Origin of the sequence: Nonomuraea sediminis, from assembly GCF_018531495.1 — a bacterium.
Taxonomy (GTDB): Bacteria; Actinomycetota; Actinomycetes; order Streptosporangiales; family Streptosporangiaceae; genus Nonomuraea; species Nonomuraea sediminis.
Window position 1 is genome coordinate 1,696,308 of the sequence record NZ_JAHDTI010000001.1, and the last position, 17,063, is coordinate 1,713,370.

Annotated in this window: 23 protein-coding genes; 11 read left to right on the forward strand and 12 right to left on the reverse strand. The window is 70.6% G+C overall.

All coding sequences use genetic code 11. The annotated features are described in order from the left end of the window. The first annotated feature begins 51 nt into the window (after positions 1 to 51). The 4 genes from KIK09_RS07880 (at position 52) to KIK09_RS07895 (ending at position 3,063) form a co-directional block, all read left to right on the forward strand. Positions 52 to 930, forward strand: a complete 879-nt coding sequence (locus KIK09_RS07880) for a hypothetical protein (protein ID WP_214317927.1) — start codon at positions 52 to 54, stop codon at positions 928 to 930. After that, positions 927 to 1,397, forward strand: a complete 471-nt coding sequence (locus KIK09_RS07885) for an ABA4-like family protein (protein WP_214317928.1) — start codon at positions 927 to 929, stop codon at positions 1,395 to 1,397. The genes KIK09_RS07880 and KIK09_RS07885 overlap by 4 nt, the downstream gene beginning before the upstream one ends. 104 nt (positions 1,398 to 1,501) lie before the next feature. After that, positions 1,502 to 1,663: a cytochrome c family protein gene (locus KIK09_RS07890; RefSeq protein ID WP_214317929.1), complete on the forward strand. Its 162-nt coding sequence runs from the start codon at positions 1,502 to 1,504 to the stop codon at positions 1,661 to 1,663. A gap of 56 nt (positions 1,664 to 1,719) precedes the next feature. After that, on the forward strand, positions 1,720 to 3,063 hold the full coding sequence (locus KIK09_RS07895; RefSeq protein WP_308163966.1) for a glutamine synthetase family protein: 1,344 nt from the start codon (positions 1,720 to 1,722) through the stop codon (positions 3,061 to 3,063). Here KIK09_RS07895 and KIK09_RS07900 read toward each other — a convergent pair. Genes KIK09_RS07900 through hisD form a run of 10 tightly spaced genes read right to left on the reverse strand, consistent with a single transcriptional unit; the run spans position 3,060 to position 9,368 of the window. After that, positions 3,060 to 3,368, reverse strand: coding sequence for a nuclear transport factor 2-like protein (locus tag KIK09_RS07900; protein ID WP_214317931.1), 309 nt, complete (start codon positions 3,366 to 3,368; stop codon positions 3,060 to 3,062). The genes KIK09_RS07895 and KIK09_RS07900 overlap by 4 nt on opposite strands. Positions 3,369 to 3,376: 8 nt before the next feature. Then, the gene (gene hisF / locus KIK09_RS07905) at positions 3,377 to 4,141 is read right to left on the reverse strand and encodes an imidazole glycerol phosphate synthase subunit HisF (protein WP_214317932.1); all 765 of its coding nucleotides are present in this window, start codon (positions 4,139 to 4,141) and stop codon (positions 3,377 to 3,379) included. After that, positions 4,138 to 4,533, reverse strand: a complete 396-nt coding sequence (locus tag KIK09_RS07910) for a Rid family hydrolase (RefSeq protein ID WP_214317933.1) — start codon at positions 4,531 to 4,533, stop codon at positions 4,138 to 4,140. The genes hisF and KIK09_RS07910 overlap by 4 nt, the downstream gene beginning before the upstream one ends. 27 nt (positions 4,534 to 4,560) lie before the next feature. Then, positions 4,561 to 5,283, reverse strand: coding sequence for a bifunctional 1-(5-phosphoribosyl)-5-((5-phosphoribosylamino)methylideneamino)imidazole-4-carboxamide isomerase/phosphoribosylanthranilate isomerase PriA (priA, locus tag KIK09_RS07915; RefSeq protein WP_214317934.1), 723 nt, complete (start codon positions 5,281 to 5,283; stop codon positions 4,561 to 4,563). Next, positions 5,283 to 5,612, reverse strand: coding sequence for a hypothetical protein (locus KIK09_RS07920; RefSeq protein WP_214317935.1), 330 nt, complete (start codon positions 5,610 to 5,612; stop codon positions 5,283 to 5,285). The genes priA and KIK09_RS07920 overlap by 1 nt, the downstream gene beginning before the upstream one ends. 7 nt (positions 5,613 to 5,619) lie before the next feature. Then, on the reverse strand, positions 5,620 to 6,255 hold the full coding sequence (gene hisH / locus KIK09_RS07925; protein ID WP_214317936.1) for an imidazole glycerol phosphate synthase subunit HisH: 636 nt from the start codon (positions 6,253 to 6,255) through the stop codon (positions 5,620 to 5,622). Continuing rightward, positions 6,252 to 6,407 carry a CG2302 family histidine operon protein gene (locus KIK09_RS07930; RefSeq protein ID WP_214317937.1) on the reverse strand — a complete coding sequence of 52 codons (156 nt, stop codon included), beginning with the start codon at positions 6,405 to 6,407 and terminating at the stop codon, positions 6,252 to 6,254. Before KIK09_RS07930 ends, hisH begins: the two co-directional genes overlap by 4 nt. Then, the gene (gene hisB, locus KIK09_RS07935; RefSeq protein ID WP_214317938.1) at positions 6,404 to 6,997 is read right to left on the reverse strand and encodes an imidazoleglycerol-phosphate dehydratase HisB; all 594 of its coding nucleotides are present in this window, start codon (positions 6,995 to 6,997) and stop codon (positions 6,404 to 6,406) included. Before hisB ends, KIK09_RS07930 begins: the two co-directional genes overlap by 4 nt. Next, positions 6,985 to 8,064, reverse strand: coding sequence for a histidinol-phosphate transaminase (locus KIK09_RS07940; protein WP_214317939.1), 1,080 nt, complete (start codon positions 8,062 to 8,064; stop codon positions 6,985 to 6,987). Before KIK09_RS07940 ends, hisB begins: the two co-directional genes overlap by 13 nt. Next, the gene (gene hisD, locus KIK09_RS07945; RefSeq protein WP_214317940.1) at positions 8,061 to 9,368 is read right to left on the reverse strand and encodes a histidinol dehydrogenase; all 1,308 of its coding nucleotides are present in this window, start codon (positions 9,366 to 9,368) and stop codon (positions 8,061 to 8,063) included. The genes KIK09_RS07940 and hisD overlap by 4 nt, the downstream gene beginning before the upstream one ends. Positions 9,369 to 9,414: 46 nt before the next feature. Here hisD and KIK09_RS07950 point away from each other — a divergent pair, with 46 nt between their 5' ends. Continuing rightward, positions 9,415 to 9,825 carry a serine hydrolase gene (locus KIK09_RS07950; protein WP_250572552.1) on the forward strand — a complete coding sequence of 137 codons (411 nt, stop codon included), beginning with the start codon at positions 9,415 to 9,417 and terminating at the stop codon, positions 9,823 to 9,825. 104 nt (positions 9,826 to 9,929) lie between these two features. Here the strand turns inward: KIK09_RS07950 and KIK09_RS07955 are convergent, their stop codons facing one another. After that, a complete protein-coding gene (locus tag KIK09_RS07955) occupies positions 9,930 to 12,359 on the reverse strand; it encodes a right-handed parallel beta-helix repeat-containing protein (RefSeq protein ID WP_214317942.1) in 2,430 nt (809 codons plus the stop codon). A 123-nt stretch (positions 12,360 to 12,482) separates the two neighbouring features. Here KIK09_RS07955 and KIK09_RS07960 point away from each other — a divergent pair, with 123 nt between their 5' ends. After that, positions 12,483 to 12,830, forward strand: coding sequence for a DUF488 domain-containing protein (locus KIK09_RS07960; protein ID WP_250572553.1), 348 nt, complete (start codon positions 12,483 to 12,485; stop codon positions 12,828 to 12,830). A 20-nt stretch (positions 12,831 to 12,850) separates the two neighbouring features. Continuing rightward, entirely contained in the window at positions 12,851 to 13,237 is a 387-nt protein-coding gene (locus KIK09_RS07965) for a YchJ family protein (protein ID WP_250572554.1), read from the forward strand. On the opposite strand, the gene KIK09_RS07970 is transcribed toward KIK09_RS07965, so the two are convergent. Then, positions 13,224 to 13,946 carry a helix-turn-helix transcriptional regulator gene (locus KIK09_RS07970; protein ID WP_214317944.1) on the reverse strand — a complete coding sequence of 241 codons (723 nt, stop codon included), beginning with the start codon at positions 13,944 to 13,946 and terminating at the stop codon, positions 13,224 to 13,226. The two genes, KIK09_RS07965 and KIK09_RS07970, sit on opposite strands and share 14 nt — an antisense overlap. A 54-nt stretch (positions 13,947 to 14,000) precedes the next feature. Here KIK09_RS07970 and KIK09_RS07975 point away from each other — a divergent pair, with 54 nt between their 5' ends. The 4 genes from KIK09_RS07975 (at position 14,001) to KIK09_RS07990 (ending at position 17,036) form a co-directional block, all read left to right on the forward strand. After that, the gene (locus KIK09_RS07975) at positions 14,001 to 15,164 is read left to right on the forward strand and encodes an MFS transporter (protein ID WP_308163967.1); all 1,164 of its coding nucleotides are present in this window, start codon (positions 14,001 to 14,003) and stop codon (positions 15,162 to 15,164) included. A gap of 250 nt (positions 15,165 to 15,414) precedes the next feature. After that, complete coding sequence (locus KIK09_RS07980) at positions 15,415 to 15,714, forward strand: hypothetical protein (protein ID WP_214317945.1); 300 nt, start codon at positions 15,415 to 15,417, stop codon at positions 15,712 to 15,714. Positions 15,715 to 15,843: 129 nt separating this feature from the next. Further along, entirely contained in the window at positions 15,844 to 16,218 is a 375-nt protein-coding gene (locus tag KIK09_RS07985; RefSeq protein WP_214317946.1) for a helix-turn-helix domain-containing protein, read from the forward strand. A 20-nt stretch (positions 16,219 to 16,238) separates the two neighbouring features. After that, positions 16,239 to 17,036, forward strand: a complete 798-nt coding sequence (locus KIK09_RS07990) for an RNA-guided endonuclease InsQ/TnpB family protein (RefSeq protein WP_214317947.1) — start codon at positions 16,239 to 16,241, stop codon at positions 17,034 to 17,036. Positions 17,037 to 17,063: the final 27 nt, after the last annotated feature.

The following is a 17,063-nucleotide window of genomic DNA, read 5'->3' on the forward strand; positions in this document are numbered from 1 at the left end:
TCCACTATCCATCAACCGGAGGCCGGAATGCTGAGATGGCACCGCCCGCTCATGCTCTTCGCAGGAACCATGGCCGCCTGCGGACTCGTGTTCCTCGTCCTGTTCCTCGTCGACGGACGGCAGCTCGACGGCCTGTCGCTCTGGGCCAAGCCGCTGAAATTCGCGATCTCCCTCGCCATCTACTCCTTCACCTGGGCCTGGCTGCTGCAGTTACAGCACAGGGCGCGGCGGACGAGCTGGTGGACGGGCACCGCGCTGGCCGTGGCCGGCCTCGGCGAGATCGCGATCATCGCCTTCCAGGCGGCCCGCGGCCACCGCAGCCACTTCAACCAGTCCACCGAGCTCGACGGCAACCTGTGGAAGCTGATGGGCATCACCATCGGCGTCCTGATGGTCGCCAACATCGTCGGCGCGATCCTCGTGGCCCTTGAGCGCCAGGCCGACCGGGTCTCCACATGGACCGTCAGGATCGGGCTGCTCATCTCCACGATCGGCCTCGCCGCCGGCGCGCTCATGCTCGGCCCCAAGCCAGGCCAGAACCTCGACATCGCGGTCGGCGCGCACTCGGTCGGCCTGCCCGACGGCGGCCCGGGCCTGCCGCTGCTCGGCTGGAGCACGGTCGGCGGCGACCTGCGCATCCCCCACTTCGTCGGCATGCACGCCCTGCAGCTGCTCCCGCTGCTCGGCCTGGCCCTGGCCGCGCTGGCCCGACGCGTCCCCACACTGGCAGACGAGACCGTACGGCTGCGCCTGGTCGGCGTCGCGGGCGGCCTCTACGCCGGGATCGTGGCGCTGACCCTGTGGCAGGCCGAGCGCGGCCAGCCGCTGATCCACCCGGACGCCGCCACCCTGGCCGCCGCCGTCCTCCTCGTGGTCGCGGCCCTGGTGGCCGCGGCCGTCTCCCTCAGAAAGAAGGTCATGGTCCCGTGAGCACCTCGTCCTGGTTCAGCCTCAGCTTCTACCTGGCCGCGCCCTTCTGGGCGCTGATGATCCTGGCGCCCACCTGGAAGGTGACGCGCAGGATCGCCGGATCGCCGCTGATCGTGCTGCCCGCGCTGGCGGTCAACCTGGTGCTGCTGCTGCCGCTGTTCGCCGACTTCTGGCCGGTGGTGAGCCGGCCGTCGCTGGCGGGGCTGCAGCACCTGGTCTCGAGCCCGGAGGCGCTGACGGCGCTGTGGGCCCAGATCATCGCCTGGGACCTGTTCCTCGGCCGGTGGATCTACCTCGACAGCCGCGAGCGTGGCGTCCATCCCCTGCTCATGGCCCCGGTCATGGTGCTGACCATCCTGCTGTCACCCCTGGGGTTCCCGCTGTACCTCGCGATCCGGCTCGCCTATCGCCAGAATTCCGGCGTGGCAGGGGCTACAGCCAGACCTGTTGGCCGTACCATGGCTTAGGAAAGACGCCCCCCGGTTAAGATCAAGAACATCTTCATAGAAGATGCCAGTGATCGCCCAGATCCGGGTATATACGGCTGGGAATGGACTGCAGGAGGCCCCCCATGCAGGTCAAAAAGGTGCTCACCTACGTTCTCGTCGCGTTCGTGGTCTTCTACCTTTTCACCCGGCCGGCCCAGGCCGCCAACGCGGTCAACGGCGTGTTCAACGGAATCGTGCAAGGCGCCAACCAGTTGGCTGTCTTCTTTACGAATGTGCTGACCTGATGCTTCCGTAGGCTGCCGGATCGTGCTACGCAGACAGGATGAGAGATCGTCCAGGCGTGGCTAAGATCCATCAGCCTGACCCCAACGTCCGGCGCATTCTCGAGCGCGCCGAGCTCGAGGGCATCGAGCTGATCCGCTTTCTGTACGCCGACCACGGTGGCGTGATCCGTGGCAAGGCGGCGTCCCGGTCGAGGCTGGCCGAGCGGCTCGGCACCGGGATCGGGCACACGGTGGCCATGATGGCGATGAACATGCTCGACCAGCTCCAGGAGGTCGAGCACATGGGCCCCGTCGGCGAGGTGCGGATCGTCCCCGATCCGGCGACGTACGTCCCTCTCCCCCACGCGCCCGGTGCTGCGGCGATGCTGTCGGATCTGCGTCTCCAGGACGGCTCGCCGTGGGAGGCCTGCTCGCGCACCTTCCTCAAGGACGCCGTGACCGCGCTGGCCGCCGAGGGCTACACCCTGATGGCGGCCTTCGAGCCGGAGTTCACGCTCGGGCGCCGGCTGCCCGACCCGGCCGGCGGCCCCGACCGGCTGGTGCCGCTCGACGATTCCCTCTGCTACGCCAACGCCGGGTTCGACATCGCGCACGACTACACGATGAAGCTGATCCGCGCGCTCGAGACGATGGGCCTGCGCGTCGAGCACTACCACCCCGAGCTCGGCCCCGGCCAGCAGGAACTGTCGGTACGGCACGCCCCGGCGTTGCGCGCGGCCGACAACCACGTGCTCTACCGCGAGACCGTCCGCGGTGTGGCCATGCGGATGTCGATGTGGGCGTCGCTGGCGCCCAAGCCGCTGGCCGACCAGGCGGGCAACGGCGCCCACCTGCACCTGTCGCTGTGGAACGACACACGCAACCTGTTCGAGGAGGGCAGCCAGGTCCGCGACTGGTTCATCGGCGGCCTGCTCGCCCACCTGCCCGCGCTGACGGCGCTGACCTGCGGCAGCGTCAACAGCTTCCGCCGCCTGGGGCCGCGCATGTGGGCGAGCGCCTACGCCGTCTACGGCCCCGACAACAGGGAGGCGGCGGTCCGGATCTGCTCACCGCTCGGCGAGACCGGCGAGCCGAACCTGGAGCTGAAGCCCTCCGACTCCTCCGCCAACCCCTACCTGTCGCTGGGCGCGGTCATCCACGCCGGCCTCGACGGCGTCCGCCGCAAGCTCGACCCCGGCGACCCGGTCGACGTCGACCCCGACACGCGTCCCGGGCAGTACCCGCCGCTGCCGCGCTCGCTCGAGCAGGCGCTGGACGCCCTGGAGGCCGACGAGATGCTGATGGAGGCCCTGGGCCCGCTGCGGCGCAGCGCGTACCTGGCCGTCAAGCGCTCGGAGGCGGCGGCCTTCGCCGCGAAGGACCCCTCCTACGAGCTGTTCCATCACATGCGGGTGTTCTAGGCCTGGCCCGTCTCGAAGCGGGTGATCTTTCCGTTCCTGACCTCGAAGCGCCAGTGGGTCTTCATCTCGCCCCAGGTGTCGTTGCGGAAGCGCACCAGCATGCCGAGCCCGTCCTGGTCCTGGGTCTCGATGACGAAGCGGCCGTTGACGTCGAAGATCTCTTTGTCGATCCACGGGCCGAGGTCGCGCTCGACGTCGTCGTCGGACATGGTGGCGTTCGGTGCCAGGATCGCGGCGAACGCGACCCTGTCACCGTTGTTGATCGCGTCGATCGCCTCGGCGACCACCGGGTTGTTCGAGTTCATGCCGCGGTTCATACCCGGACGGGTTGACCCGCTGCCCGCAGAACGTCCTTGACCTCGGAGATCTTCAAGGTGCCGAAGTGGAACACCGAGGCGGCCAGCACCGCGTCGGCACCCGCCTCGACGGCCGGCGGGAAGTCCTCCAGCCGCCCCGCACCGCCGCTGGCGATGACCGGCACCCGCACCGCGGCGCGGACCGCGCGGATCATCTCCAGGTCGTAGCCGTCCAGCGTGCCGTCGCCGTCCATCGAGTTGAGCAGGATCTCGCCCACGCCCAGCTCCTCGCCGCGGGCCGCCCACTCCACGGCGTCGATGCCGGTGCCGCGGCGCCCGCCGTGCGTGGTCACCTCGAACCCGGAGGCCGTGCCCGGGGCCCGCCTGGCGTCCACCGACAGCACCACGCACTGCGCGCCGAACCTGCGCGAGGCCTCGGTCAGCAGCTCGGGCCTGGCGATGGCCGCGGTGTTCAGCGACACCTTGTCGGCCCCGGCGCGCAGCAGCCGGTTGACGTCCTCCACCGCGCGCACGCCGCCGCCCACCGTGAGGGGGATGAAGACCTGCTCGGCGGTCCTGCGGACCACGTCGAGCATGGTCTCGCGCTCGCCGGAGGACGCGGTGATGTCCAGGAAGGTCAGCTCGTCGGCGCCCTCCTCGTCGTAGCGCCTGGCCAGCTCGACCGGGTCGCCCGCGTCCCGCAGGTTCTCGAAGTTCACGCCCTTGACCACGCGCCCGGCGTCCACGTCCAGGCACGGGATCACTCGCACCGCCACCGTCATGACCGCTGCGCCTCGATCTCTATCTCCACCAGCATCCTCAGGTCCACGAGCCCGGCCACCCGGACTCCCGTGCAGGCCGGCCGCACCCGGCCGAAGACCTCGGCGATGGCCTGGCCGACCAGGTCGAAGTGGCGGTGCTCCACCACGTAGTAGCGGACCATGACCACGTCGTCGACGGTCAGTCCCGCCGCCTCCACCGCGTCGAGGGCGATGCCCATCGCGGTCACGCTCTGCTTGTACGGGTCGCCGACGTGCTGCACCTCGCCGTCCACGGTGGCGGTGCAGCCGGAGACGATCACCCGGTCGCCGGCGATGACCGCCCTGGCGTAGCCGTACTTCTCCTCCCAGACGCCGCCGGAGAACACCCGGGTACCCGTACGTTCCATGCTCATACTGCCCATCACGCCCCCCTTCATCACCTAAACGCGAACCGCGGCGAGCGCGTTACCCAAGGTGAAGGCCTGGGCATAGAGGGCCCGCCCCACGATGGCTCCCTCGACGCCCTCGGGCACCAGCGAGGCCAGCGCGACCAGGTCCTCCAGGGAGGAGACGCCGCCGCTGGCGATGACGGGCCTGCCGGTGCGGGCGCAGATCTGCTTGTACAGCTCCAGGTTCGGCCCGCCGAGCAGCCCGTCGCGGGTGATGTCGGTGACGACGTAGCGGGGGCAGCCGTCGGCCTCGAGCCGGTCGAGCACCTCCCACAGGTCGCCGCCCTCCTCGGTCCAGCCGCGGGCGGCCAGCGTGGTGCCGCGCACGTCCAGGCCGACGGCGATCCTGTCACCGTGCTCGGCGATGATCTTCCTGCACCACTCCGGGTTCTCCAGCGCGGCGGTGCCGATGTTCACCCGGCGGCAGCCGGTGGCCAGCGCGCGCTCCAGCGACTCGTCGTCGCGGATGCCGCCCGACAGCTCGACGTTCACCTCCAGCCGGCCCACCACCTCGGCGATCAGGTCATGGTTGGAGCCGCGGCCGAAGGCCGCGTCCAGGTCGACCACATGGACCCACTCGGCGCCCTGCTCCTGCCAGGCCAGCGCGGCCGCCAGCGGCGAGCCGTAACCGGTCTCGGTGCCTGCCTCTCCTTGGACCAGGCGGACGGCCTGGCCGTCCACCACGTCCACGGCGGGCAACAGAACGAGCGACATCAGGTCCTCCGGTCGAAAGCCAGGGTCATCACAACAGGAATCAGAAGCAGGGACAGCACGAGCACGCCGAAGCTGGTCCACCACGAGCCCCACACCAGCCAGGTCACCGCCTGGACCAGCAGGAACGCCACCGCCGCCACGACGTTCTGCGCCCGCTGGCGGCGCGCGAGGACGCCGCCCTGCCTGGCCACCCTGACCCGGCGCGGCGTCAGCGTCCTGAGCAGGGCGCGGCGGCGGGCCCTGCGCGCCTGGCGCTCCTCGTTCCGCCGGATCGCGCGGGCGCGCTCCGCCTCACGAACGGCGCGGCGGCGCGCCCGCTCCTTGCTCATGGGGCGCTCACGAGACGGTCTTGAGCCAGTTTTCGAGCAGTACGGCTCCCGCGTCGCCGGACTTCTCGGGGTGGAACTGGGTGGCCTTCAGCGGGCCGTTCTCGACGGCGGCCACGAACGGCACGCCGTGCTCGGCCCAGGTCACCAACGGCTCGCTGAACCCGTCGCCCGGGTGCAGCTCCCATTCGCGCACGCCGTAGGAGTGCACGAAGTAGAAACGGGTGTCGGCGTCGAGCCCGGCGAACAGGACCGACTCGGCAGGCGCCTTGACCGTGTTCCATCCCATGTGCGGCAGCACCGGCGCCTCGAGCCGCTCGACCGTGCCCGGCCATTCGCCGCAGCCCTCGGTCTCCACGCCGTGCTCGACGCCCCTGGCGAACAGGATCTGCATGCCCACGCAGATCCCCAGGACCGGGCGGCCGCCCGCGAGCCGGCGGGCGATGATCCGCTCGCCGTACACGCCCTTGAGGCCCGCCATGCAGGCGGCGAACGCGCCGACGCCGGGGACGACCAGGCCGTCGCTGTTGAGCGCCGTGTCGAAGTCGGCGGTCACCGTCACGTCGGCGCCCACGCGCGCCAGCGCCCGCTCGGCCGAGCGCAGGTTGCCCGAGCCGTAGTCGAGCACCACGACCTTCTTGCTCACCACCACAGCACCCCCGCCGTGATCGCCATGACGGCGCCGATCCCGCAGATGACGGCACCGATCTTCAGGCCTTGCTTGAGCAGGGAGTAGACGCCGCCGAGCAGGAACAGCCCGATGAACACCATCACGATGGCGATGACATTTTCGCTCATAGCACGCCCTTGGTACTCGGTACGCCCGTCGCGCGCGGGTCCAGTTCCGATGCCTCGCGCAGCGCCCGGGCCAGGGCCTTGAACTGGGCCTCCACGATGTGGTGCGCGTTGCGACCGTAGGGGACGTGCACGTGCAGGCAGATCGCGGCCTGCGCGACGAACGACTCCAGGATGTGGCGCGTCATCGTCGTGTCGTACTCGGGCCCGATCATCGGCGCCATGCCCTCGGGCTCGGCGTGCACCAGGTACGGCCGGCCGGACAGGTCGACGGTGACCTGGGCCAGCGACTCGTCCAGCGGGCACGACGCGCTACCGAACCGCCGGATGCCGGACTTGTCGCCCAGAGCGTCGCGGAAGGCGGCGCCCAGCGCCAGCGCGGTGTCCTCGATGGTGTGGTGGGAGTCGATGTGCAGGTCGCCCTCGGTCTTGACCGTCAGGTCGAACAGCCCGTGCTTGCCCAGCTGGGCAAGCATGTGGTCGTAGAAGCCCACGCCGGTGGCCACGTCGACCTTGCCGGTGCCGTCGAGGTCCACCTCGACCAGGACGGACGTCTCCTTGGTTGTACGCTCGACGCGACCTACGCGGCCCACAGAACTCCTTCCAACGCGGCGCGGAACGCCGCCATCTCCTCGCCGGTGCCGATCGACACTCGCAGCCATTCTGGCGGGCCGACCTCGCGAATCAGCACGCCCCGCGCCAGCAGCCCCTCCCAGACCGCCCTGCGGTCAGGAAAGCGCCCGAACAACACGAAATTGGCGTCGGAGTCGGCCACCGTCAACCCCTTGGCGCGCAACCAGTCCACCGTGGCGTCGCGCTCGCGGCGCAGCGCGTCGACGGTGCCGAGCAGGTCGTCGCGGTGGCTCAGCGCCACCCGCGCCGCCGCCTGGGTCAGCGCCGACAGGTGGTACGGCAGGCGGACCAGCTGAAGCGCCTGGACCACGGCCGGGTGGGCCGCCAGGTAGCCCAGGCGGGTGCCGGCCATGGCGAACGCCTTGGACATCGTGCGCGTCACGATCAGCCGCGGGTGGGCGGGCAGCAGCGTCAGCGCGGACGGCGTGCCGGTCCTGGCGAACTCGGCGTAGGCCTCGTCCACCACGACCACGCCCGGGGCGGCGGCCAGGATCCGCTCGATGGTCGACAACGGCTGCGCCGTGCCGGTCGGGTTGTTCGGCGAGGCCACGAAGACGATGTCGGGCCGGTGCTCCTCGACGGCGGCCACCGCCTTGCCCGGGTCGAGGGAGAAGTCGTCCTCGCGGGTGGCCTCGATCCACTCGGTGCTGGTGCCGCTGGTGATGATGGGGTGCATCGAGTACGACGGCTCGAACCCGATCGCGGTCCTGTCGTGGCCGCCGAAGGCCTGCAGGATCTGCTGGAGCACCTCGTTGGACCCGTTGGCCGCCCACACGTGCTCGGTGGTCAGCCCGTGGCCGAGGTAGCCGGCCAGGTCACGGCGCAGGTCGACGGCGTCCCTGTCGGGGTAGCGGTTGAGGTCGCCCGCGACGGCGCGGACCGCCTCAGCCAGGTCGTCGATCAGGCGCTGGGAGGGCGGGTAGGGGTTCTCGTTGGTGTTGAGCCGGACCGGCACGTCGATCTGCGGCGCGCCGTACGGGGTCTTGCCCTTGAGGTCCTCGCGGATGGGCAGGTCGTCCAGGTTCACTGCGGGACCTCCCAGCCGAACCTGGCGCGGATGGCGGCGCCGTGAGCGGGCAGGTCCTCGGCGTCGGCCAGCACGGACACGTGCGCCGCGGCCTCGGCCAGCGCCTCGCGGGTGTAGTCGACGACGTGGATGCCGCGCAGGAACGTCTGCACGGACAGGCCGCTGGAGTGGCAGGCGCAGCCGCCGGTGGGCAGCACGTGGTTGGAGCCCGCCAGGTAGTCGCCCAGCGAGACAGGGGCGTAGGGGCCGACGAAGATGGCTCCCGCGTTCCTGATCCTGGCCGCGACCGCGGCGGCGTCGGCGGTCTGGATCTCCAGGTGCTCGGCGGCGTAGGCGTCGACGACCTTGACGCCGTCGTCGATGGAGTCGACCAGCACGATGCCGGACTGGCGCCCGGACAGCGCCTCGGTGATGCGCTCGGAGTGCTTGGTGGCGGCCACCTGGCCGGGCAGCTCGCGCTCGACGGCCTCGGCCAGCTCCAGGCTGTCGGTGACGAGCACCGCGGCCGCGATCACGTCGTGCTCGGCCTGGCTGATCAGGTCGGCCGCCACGTGCACGGGGTCGGCGGTGCTGTCGGCCAGGATCGCGATCTCGGTGGGTCCCGCCTCGGAGTCGATGCCGATGCGGCCCTTGAGCAGCCGCTTGGCCGCCGCCACCCAGATGTTGCCTGGGCCGGTGACCATGGTGGCGGGGGCGCACTCCTCGGTGCCGTAGGCGAACATGGCCACGGCCTGGGCGCCGCCCACGGCGTACACCTCGTCAACGCCGAGCAGCGCGCAGGCCGCCAGGATCGTGGGGTGCGGAAGCCCGCCGAACTCCTTCTGCGCGGGGCTGGTCACGGCCAGCGACTGGACGCCTGCCTCCTGGGCGGGCACGACGTTCATGACCACGCTCGACGGGTAGACGGCGCGGCCGCCCGGCACGTACAGCCCGACGCGCTCGACCGGCACCCAGCGCTCGGTCACGGTGCCGCCGGGGACGACGCGGGTCGTGGTGTCGGTGCGCCGCTGGTCGCGGTGGACCAGCCGGGCGCGCCTGATCGACTCCTCGAGCGCGGTTCTGACTTTCTGGTCCAAGTTTTGCAGCGCTTTTTGAATCTCTTGCACCGGGACGCGGGTGCTGGCGATCTCGACACCGTCGAACCTGGCGGTCAGCTCCCGTACGGCTGCCGCCCCCCGATGGCGCACGTCCTCGCAGATGGGCCGCACCTTCTCCAGGGCGGCCTCGACATCCAGCTCGGCGCGGGGCAGCACGTCGCGCAGGTTCTCCGGAAGGGAACCGCGCATGTCGATACGGGAAATCACCTCCCCAGTTTACGGAGTGCGGCCACCGGATCCCGATTCGTCCACGATGCGGGACACCATGGCGGGTGCGTGGGCATGCGGGGTCGTCTGGGAGTCGGCGGCCATGCGGGCGGAGCACGGGATCAGGACGACGGCGCGGGACATGGCCCGGCTGCTGCGGATGCTCTGGCGCGACGAGGCGGGCCCGGCGCAGGCGTGCGCGCGGGTGCGGGCGCTGATGGAGCAGCAGGTGACGCAGCACCGGCTGGCCATGGGGTTCGGGCGGGACGTGCGCGTGTCGGCCAAGAGCGGCAGCCTGTTCGGCGTCGTCAGGAACGAGGTCGGCGTGGTGGAGCCGCCCGGCGGCGGTCGGTACGCGGTGGCGGTGTTCACCAGTGCGCGCGAGCCGTACGCGAACGAGAGCGCGATCAACACGGCGATCGGCGAACTCGCCGCCCGGGCCGTCGCGGCGATGTGAGCCGGCCAGGCTCGGCGTCCTCGTGCTGCACGGACGCCGAGCCGGCGCTGGACAAGTGGGTTGCTTTCCGATTTCCCGAGCTCAGCGACTGCCTGCCGTCCTGACTAGTGGTACTCGTAGGCGCCGCGGTCGTCGTAGGTGCGGGGGCCTGTGCCCGTGTCGGCGGTGGCGGGGTCGTTGTAGCGGGCGTTGCCCTCCAGGTCCGTGGCCAGGGCTCCGGTGGCGCCGGAGTCGGCCGAGTCGATCGCGGGCGAGCCCGCCTGGAGGTGGAGGTTCGCGGTCAGCAGCGGGTTGGCCTGCAGGCCGTGGACCTCCTGGCCGGTGGCGGTGCGCATGGCGGCCAGCGTGGTGTAGGCGCTGCCCCAGGCGTACATCTTGCCGCTGGTGGACAGGTAGACCAGGTTGTAGTCGGCCGTCGTGGTGGACGTGGCCGAGTCCCACACGCCGATGTTGCCGGCGCGGCGGTTGCAGGAGATGCCGTTGTAGGCGGGGTAGACCGCGTTGTCGACGGCGACATTGTTCCTGATCGTGTAGTTCGAGGACGTGCCCTCCACGTTGATGCCGGTCGTGCAGTTGCGGTAGGCGGTGTTGCCGACCAGGGTGCCGCCGGGCACGTTGAGGTTGTCGATGCCGTGGTCGCCGTTGTTGTAGGCGACGTTGTTCACCGCCAGGGCGTTGCTGGCGCCGGTGTAGAACTGGATGCCGGAGTCCTCGTTGTCGTAGGTCACGTTGCCGATCACCGAGACGTCCGCGCCGCGCACGTCGATGCCGTTGGCCGAGCGCTCGTACTGGCGGGCGTTCTGGTAGGCGGTGTTGCCGCGCACGGTGACGCGGGCGGCCGACGAGGTCAGGTAGATGCCGGAGTCGCTGTTGTGGTGGGCGACGTTAGCGGAGATGACGGAGTCGGTGGTCGAGGAGACGTAGATGCCGCGCGCCGTCTGGCCCGAGACGGGCTGACCTGCGTAGGTGACGGTGTTGCCGTCAACGGTGACGTGGTCACTGCCGGTCAGGTAGATGCCGTACTTGGCGTTGCCGGTGACGGTGAATCCCTTGAGCGTCACGTACGACTCGCCGGACACCTTGAAGCCGAAGTCGCCGCCCGTCACCGTGACCGAGGCGCCGGGCGCGGCGGAGACCGTGATCGGTTTGGCCGCGGTGCCCGAGCGGGCGATGTCGACCGACTCGGTGTAGGTGCCCGAGGAGACCAGCACGGTCTGTCCGGGCGCCACCAGGTGGACTCCCGCGGTGATCGAGCACATCGGCTGCAGCGCGGTGCCGCCGCCGGTGTCGGAGCAGCCCGGGTTGTTCTTGTCCACGTAGACCGTGGTGGGCGGCGGGATGACGGGGGGAGTGCCGATCGTCACCTGGTCGATGACGTCGCCGAGCGTGCAGGTGACGTCGTCCTTGCTGGAGGACGGGCCGCAGATCTCCTGGATGAGCAGGCCGGTCGGCCCGACGTCCACCCGCAGGTGGCCGTAGTGCAGCGCCCGGTAGGCGGTGGTGGGGCTCGCGGGGCTGGTCCAGGTGACCAGGCCGCCGCCGCCGTTGCCGACGGTGATGTGGGTGACGCCGTGGATCGGGCTGAACCGCTCGTAGTTGTGCGAGTGGCCGTTGAGGTTGAGCACGTACTTGGAGTACGTCGCGCCGAAGGAGTCCAGGATCCCCGCCAGGTTGGCGTCACCGGGGTGCGAGCCGGTCGAGTAGGCGGGCCGGTGGCCGTAGGTGACGATGAAGTTGATCGACGGGTCCGCCTGCGCCGCGGAGAACAGGGCGTCGGCCTTGGTCGCCCAGTCGGTCCAGGTGGCCGCGGTGTACGGCTCCGGGTAGGCGATGAAGCGCACGCCGCCCGTGTCGAACCAGCCCCAGTCGTTGCCGCAGCACCCGGGGGCGGGCGCGCCGGGCGAGGTCTGCGCGTTGGGCATGAGCAGCCTGCCCTTGTAGTTGCGCAGGTCGTCCTTGGTGGGGTTCTCGTACTCGTGGTTGCCCCACGCCGGCATGTAGGCGGCGGTCTTGCTCCACGCCATCACGTCGTTGAAGTGCTGGTCGACCGAGGCCTGCGTGGTGGTCTCCGCGTAGGTGAGGTCGCCGACCATGAACACGAAGGCCGGGTCGTCGCTGGCCATCTGCGCCTGGACGGCGGCCATCGCGCCGAAGTCCAGCGAGTTGCCCATGTCCCCGCTGGCCTCGAAGCGGAAGGCCCCGCTCGGCGGGCTGCGGAACACCATGTCGGGCCCGCCGCCGATGGAGTAGTGGTAGGAGGTGTCCGGGGCCAGCCCGGTCAGCGTCGCCTGCCAGAACGGCCCCGCCGAGGAGATCGGCGTCACGGCGGGAGCCACCGCGTTCACCGTGGTGCCGTAACCCGTGGTCGTCCCGTAGTCGATGGAGGTCGCGGTGCCGCGCCAGTCGAAGACGACCGACGTGGAACTGGCGTAGGTGAAGTGGATCTCGTCCGCGCTCCCTGTCGCAGCGGCCGGCCTGGCGAGGGCCACCGACACGAGCAATCCGCATAACACGGCGAAGCATGCCTTTTTCATGCGGCGATGATTTGCCTTCGCAGGAGAACGTTCCACCCCCGCGGAGCGTAGGACGACTACGCACAAGTGATGAGCCATTGCGGAGAGCAACTGGAATCCGTCATGACCAGTTATCGTCGGTGTATGGACGTGCGGATTCAACGCGTCTACGACCACGAGCCGCGCGAGGGCGCGGTGTTCCTGGTCGACCGGCTCTGGCCACGCGGCGTGCGCAAGGACGAGCTGAAGCTGGACGGGTGGGTGAAGGACGCCGCGCCGTCGACGGAGCTGCGGCAGTGGTTCGGCCACCGGTCGGAGCGTTTCGCCGAGTTCGCCCGGCGCTACCGGGCCGAGCTCGACGCCCATCCGGAGGTGCTCCAGCCGCTCAGGGACGCGGCCGCGCGCGGCCCGGTGACACTGCTGTACGCGGCCAAGGACCCGGTGCACAACCAGGCGGTCGTCCTGCGGGACTACCTGACGGGCAGTCGTTAGGGTCCACGACAATGGAGCGCATGTCCCACTCCACGTGCCCGTGCGGCCTGCCCGCCGCCTATGACGACTGCTGCGGGCGTTACCACGCGGGCAAGCCCGCGCCCACCGCCGAGGCGCTGATGCGCTCGCGCTACACCGCCTTCGCCCGCGGCGACGAGGCCTACCTGCTGCGCACCTGGCACCCGCGCACCCGGCCCGCCCGCGTCGGCTTCGAGCACGGCATGCGCTGGACCGGCCTGGAGATCGAGGACACCACGGGCGGCAGCCCGATCCACACCGAGGGGACGGTCACGTTCCGCGCGAGCTACACCCATCGCGGCCAGACCGGCGAACTGCACGAGCGCAGCCGCTTCACCCGCGTCGATGGCGCCTGGGCCTACGTGGACGGCGACATCACCAGCCCGTGAACGCCCGGCCCGGCGTGTCACCCAACGCCCTGCGGAAGACGTCGATGAACGCGCTGGCAGTGGCCCATCCGCACCGGTGCGCCACGGTCGTGACGGCCGCGCCCTCGGCCAGCAGGACGAGTGCGTGGTGCAGCCTGAGCTGGGTGCGCCACTGCGGGAAGGTCATCCCGAGCTCCGTCCTGAACAGCCTGCTCAGCGTGCGGTCGCTGACGCCGGCCCGCCTGGCCAGCTCCGGCAGGCTGGCCGATCCGGCGGGGTCGTCGTGCAGCAGGCGGCAGATCGCCGCCAGGCGGGGGTCGCGCGGGGTGGGCAGGTGCAGCGGCTGCTCGGGGGAGCGGCGCAGCTGGTCGAGCAGCACCGCCATGACCCGCTCGTCCGGCTCCTCGGTGTAGCTGATGATCAGCTCGCGCAGCAGCGGCGCCACCGCGAGCACGGCGGGCCTGCGGAGGTTCAGCGGGTTCCCGGTGAGGCCGACCAGCCGCAGGTCGGTGTCGCCGTAGGCGCGGTGCTCGTGGACGGTGCCCGCCGGGATCCAGATCGCCCTGTTCGCGGCGGCCACCCAGCTGCCGGCGTCCGTCGTGATCGACACGACGCCGCGGCGGGCGTAGGCGATCTGGTGGTTGTCGTGCCGGTGCGCGTCGATCCCGGCACCCGGGGCCAGCATCCGGATCCCGGTCGGCGCCTCCGGGGTGTGGCGGATTTCCGACATATGTTGGCATTTTATCGGAAGCGGGCCATCTGCCTGGCTGGCCAGGCTGGTTGCGTGAACAGGATCGCCGTGCTCGCCGTCGGACACGCCAGCGTCGACCTCTACCAGGGCGCCGTGCCCGCGCTCGTGCCCTTCCTGGTGGCCGAGCGCGGCTACGGCTACGTCGCCGCCTCGGGGATCGTGCTCGCGGCCACGCTGCTGTCGTCCATCGTGCAGCCGGTGTTCGGCGCGCTCACGGACCGCTGGCGGATGCCGTGGCTGATCCCGGTCAGCATGACCACCGCCGGGCTCGGAGTCGCGCTGAGCGGGGTCGGCTCCGCTTACCTCGCGACCTGGCTGGCCGTCGCCCTGTCGGGGCTCGGCGTGGCCGCCTACCACCCCGAGTCGGCCCGGCTGGCCAGGATCGCCAGCGAGGGCAGCCACGTGCGGATGAGCTGGTTCTCCCTCGGCGGGACCCTCGGCTTCGCCACCGCGCCCCTGCTGGTGACGCCGCTGCTGTCGGTCACCGGGGTGGGGGGCTCGCCGTACCTGGTGGTGCCCGCGCTGCTCGGGGCGCTGGTGACGGTGCTGGTGATCCGGTCGGTGCGGGCAGGCACTGGCGGCGGCCAGGCGGCCGCGACGGTCTCCGGCAGGGACGACTGGCCCGCGTTCCTCCGCCTCACGCTGGTCATCGTGTCGCGCTCGATCGCCTACGTCGGGTTGAGCGCCTTCGTGGCGCTGTACATGGGCGGCGGGCTGGCGGGCGGGCTCGCGCTGTTCGTCCTGTTCGGCGGCGGCGCCGTGGGCACGGTGCTGGGCGGCCGCCTGGCCGCCCGCTTCGGCCGGATCCGCACGATGCGCGCCGCCTACCTGGCGAGCATCGCGGCGATCGCCGGCGTCCCCCTGGCTCCCGGCTGGTGGGCGTGCCTGTTCATCGCCCTGTCGTCGATGGCCCTCTACGCCCCGTTCTCGCTGCACGTCACGCTCGGCCAGGACTTCCTGCCCAACCGCATCGGCACGGCCAGCGGCGTCACCCTCGGCCTCGCGGTCAGCGCCGGCGGCCTGGCGAGCCCCCTCATCGGCGCCCTCGCCGAGGCCACCACCCTCCGCCTGGCCCTCGGCACCCTCGTCGCCTTCGCCACCCTCTCCTGGCTCCTGTCCCGCACCCTGCAGGAGCCCACGTTGAACCTTCGTGCAGAAAACGTGCAGGACCGCCCAGAACCCCCGGGCCCGCGCTAACGTCCCGCTGTGATCAGGGGCGGGCAACAGGGAATCAACGCGGTCGTGCTGTTCATCGCACTGGTGACGCTGTACGCCACGAGCATCCCCGGCGGAGATTTCGGGATCCTGGCGCCTGCGGGCCTCCTCGGGCTGGCGCTGGGCCTGCTGTGGCTGGTGTTCCTGGGCCTCACCCTCGCTCGCCGCGAGCACCGCGCCGACCTGCGCAGAACCTGGCTCTCGTGGACCGCGGCCCCGGTGATGGCGGCCTGTGGCCGGTCTGGTCTACGCCGGAGCGCCGGTACGGGCGCGCTTCGAGTTGTCACGGCCGGCGCTCGAGCGGTTCGCCGCCTCCAAGCCCGCAGGCGAGGACGCCCGATGGGTGGGGCTCTTCCACGTGGAGTCCGTGGAGCGGATTCCCGGAGGCGTGCGCTTCCTCGTGGTCGGCAGCGGGTTCCTCGATCACCACGGCTTCGTCTTCAGCCCGGAACGTGCGCCTGAGGACGACGGGGAGGGATTCCGCTACGCGCACCTGAGCGGGCCCTGGTACACGTGGCAGGAGAGCGACTAGAGCGCGACCCTGCGTTCACCAGACACCTACAGGCGGGATGCCCCGTCCTTCAGGGCGGGGAGGAAAGCCGGGTCGGTCGGACACTTTGGTCTCCGGGTTTTGTCGGTGTTGATCGGTAGGTTGATTGGCGTGTCCCGCTATCGGCTCCAGCCGACGCCCGCCCAGGAGCAGATGTTGCTGGAGCATTGCGGGCACGCCCGATACGTGTGGAACCTGGCCGTCGAGCAACACGCGCACTGGAAGCCGGGAGGTAAGAGCGCGCCGGGGTTCGCCGAGCAGTGCCGCCAGCTGACCGAGGCGCGGGGCGAGTTCGCGTGGCTCCGCCGTGGGTCGATCGTCGTGCAGCAGCAGGCGCTCAAGGATTTCGCCCAAGCCATGGCCAACTTCTTCGACAGGACCCATCGCAGGCCGACGTGGCGCAGGCGTGGGCAAGGCGAAGGGTTCGGATCGTCGCTGTCAAGGCGGGTGACGTCCGGTGCTTGTCCCGCCATGTCGGCGAGGTGAAGGTCCCGAAGGTGGGCTGGGTGCGGTTCCGCTGGTCCCGCGCCGTGCCCGAGGGTGTGAAGTCCTACCGGATCACCCGCGATACGGCGGGCCGCTGGCATGTGGCGTTCGCTGCCGTCCCGGATCCGATCCCAGCACCTGGCACGGGCGAGGTGGTCGGCGTGGACCGTGGAGTGGCCGTGGCCGCTGCCCTGTCCACGGGTGAGATGGTCAGCGCGTCAACGCTGCGCGAGCCCGAGAGGGTCCGGCTGTTGCGACTCCTGCGCATGCTTGTCCGCGCCGAACGCGGCTCCAACCGGCGCGACAAGGTCAAACAGGCCATCGCCAGGCTGAAGACGCGCGAGGTCGACCGCCGCAAGGACTGGGTCGAGAAGACCTCCACCGATCTTGCCCGCAGGTTCGACGTGATCGCCGTCGAAGACCTCAAGATCGGCAACATGACCCGGTCGGCCAAGGGCACCATCGAAGCGCCCGGCAAGCACGTCGCAGCCAAGGCTGGCCTGAACCGCTCGATCCTCGCCGCAGGCTGGGGCCAGCTCGTCCAGCGGCTGGTGCATAAGGCTCCTGGCCAGGTCGTCAAAGTCAACCCCGTGTACACCTCGCAGCGCTGTTCGGCGTGCGGGATCGTCGATGCGAAGTCGCGCGAGAGCCAAGCCGACTTCCGTTGCCGCTCCTGCGGATACGCCTGCAACGCCGACGTGAACGCGGCGCGCAACATCCGATTGGCCGCCGTGGGGCACACGGTGGATGCGCGGGGAGGCGACCGGGTTGCCGGGCCTGCGAACCGCGAACCTCAACCTGTCCTCCTCTCAGCGTGAGATGGGTTGGAATCCCCCGCTTTCAGG